The 1659-nt window shown below is 74.0% G+C and carries 2 protein-coding genes; one reads left to right on the top strand and one right to left on the bottom strand.

All coding sequences use genetic code 11. The features are described 5' to 3' along the window. A partial coding sequence (locus H5J33_RS38130) for a metallophosphoesterase (RefSeq protein ID WP_309485563.1) occupies positions 1 to 796 on the bottom strand: 796 nt, incomplete at its 3' end. Between the two features lie 228 nt (positions 797 to 1024). Between H5J33_RS38130 and H5J33_RS34405 the strand changes: the two genes are divergently transcribed. Next, entirely contained in the window at positions 1025 to 1507 is a 483-nt protein-coding gene (locus H5J33_RS34405) for a MarR family transcriptional regulator (RefSeq protein ID WP_181798583.1), read from the top strand. The last annotated feature ends 152 nt before the right edge of the window (positions 1508 to 1659 follow it).

Consider the following 1659-nt stretch of genomic DNA (forward strand, 5'->3'; position numbering starts at 1 on the left):
GGCGGACGTGCCCCGGGCCGCCGAGGAGTTCGATCCGCGCCGACTGCGGCGGCAGCAGCTGGCCGATCAGCCCGTCCCCGGTGACCTCCACGTCCACGGTCACCTCGCCCGCGCGGAAGGTGAGCATGCGCGGTGGGTCCATGGCGCCCCTGACCGGCAGGGCGTCCACGAGCGAGTCGAAGGTCAGCTCGGCGAGCCGGGCGTCCAGGTCGTGCAGCGCGAACGCGTCCAGGGCCGACTGGAGCAGCTCGGCCGGGACCGGGTCCGGCGGCGGGGTGTCGGCGCAGAAGACCCGCATGAAGGCGCCGAGATCCTCGTACCAGTCGTGGTTGCCCGGTATCGCGTAGACCGGCGCCGGATAGTCCTGAAAGGGCCGGAAGAACTTGTCGCCGTAGTCGTCGGCGCCGCCGACGGGGTAGACGACATCGCTGGCGAGCACCGCGAACTCGGTGCCCTGACTCGCCGTCAGGAAGCCGGGTACCACGGCGTACTGGGATTCGCCGCCCTCGCCGGTGTCCCCGATGACCATGAAGGAGAACGACTCCGGTACGTCCCGCCGGATCACCTTGTCGGCCGGTGCCCCGGCTTCCGCCCGCCGGGCCACCCAGCGGCTGCGGGTACGGCCGGTCGGGTCGCCGAACCAGGACGCGAGCACGCCGTTGCGGGCGGCCCACAGGATCCGGGGGTTGAGCCACGACAGCTGCTCGACGTGGTCCGGCATCAGCCGCCGGTAGGTGCCGGGCAGGGCCTCGCCCCAGCCGGCGCCCTGTGCGGTATCGCGTGAGGAGTCAGACACGCGGTGCACGGTAACAACGCGCCGGCCGGCGCCGGGATGCCGGGGCCCCGCCCAACACCCCGCGACCGCGCCCCGTTCTGCCCGGCCACCTGCGGCCGGGCGCGATCCGCGGGCGACGGGGCGGCGGCGGAGCCGACCGCGCTGCCGTGGCACCGGCCGGCCTTGATCTCAACCGAGGTCGAGGTTCTACGGTGCCCGGGTCAGCGATCGTCCGCAGGAGGTACCGCCGTGACCGCTCAGCCCCGCACCGACGCCGAACTCGCCGCGGAGCCGGCCGCGTACTGGACCGGACTCGCCCACGAGGCCCTCATCGCCTTCACCCGCGCCCGGCAGGCCGAACTGGGCTTCACCCAGCCCGCGTACTGGCTGCTGCGCAACCTGTCGGAGCACGACCTCTCGGCCGACGGCCACGGGATGGCCCTCGCCGAACTGAGGCAGGCCATGAGCACCTACCTCAGGCCCGAGGACGACCTGGCGGCCGAGGCCGAAACCCTGCTGGAGCGCGGCCTGCTCACCCGCGACCGCGACGGGCGGCTGTGGATCACCGCGGCCGGGGAGGAGGCCCGCGCCGCCCTCGAGCGGCACGCCCCCGCGATCCGCGACCGCATCCACCGGGGCGTCTCCGACGCCGACTACGTCACCACCGTGAAGGTCCTCCAGCAGATGATCCGCAACACGGGCGGCACGCTCCCGGCACCCGTGGTGCGGTGACCGGCCTTCGCCCACCGGCCCCTCAGCAGCCGACGCTGAAGCGGCGCTGGACGAAGCGGGGCGGTTCCACCTCGTCGAGCAGGGCCACGGCCGCGTCCTCCGCCGGGGTGACCGCCTTCGTGCCGGGCGACCTCGTGCTGTCGGCGGCCAAC

It is taken from the genome of Streptomyces sp. WELS2 (assembly GCF_013870595.1).
Lineage (GTDB): Bacteria > Actinomycetota > Actinomycetes > Streptomycetales > Streptomycetaceae > Streptomyces.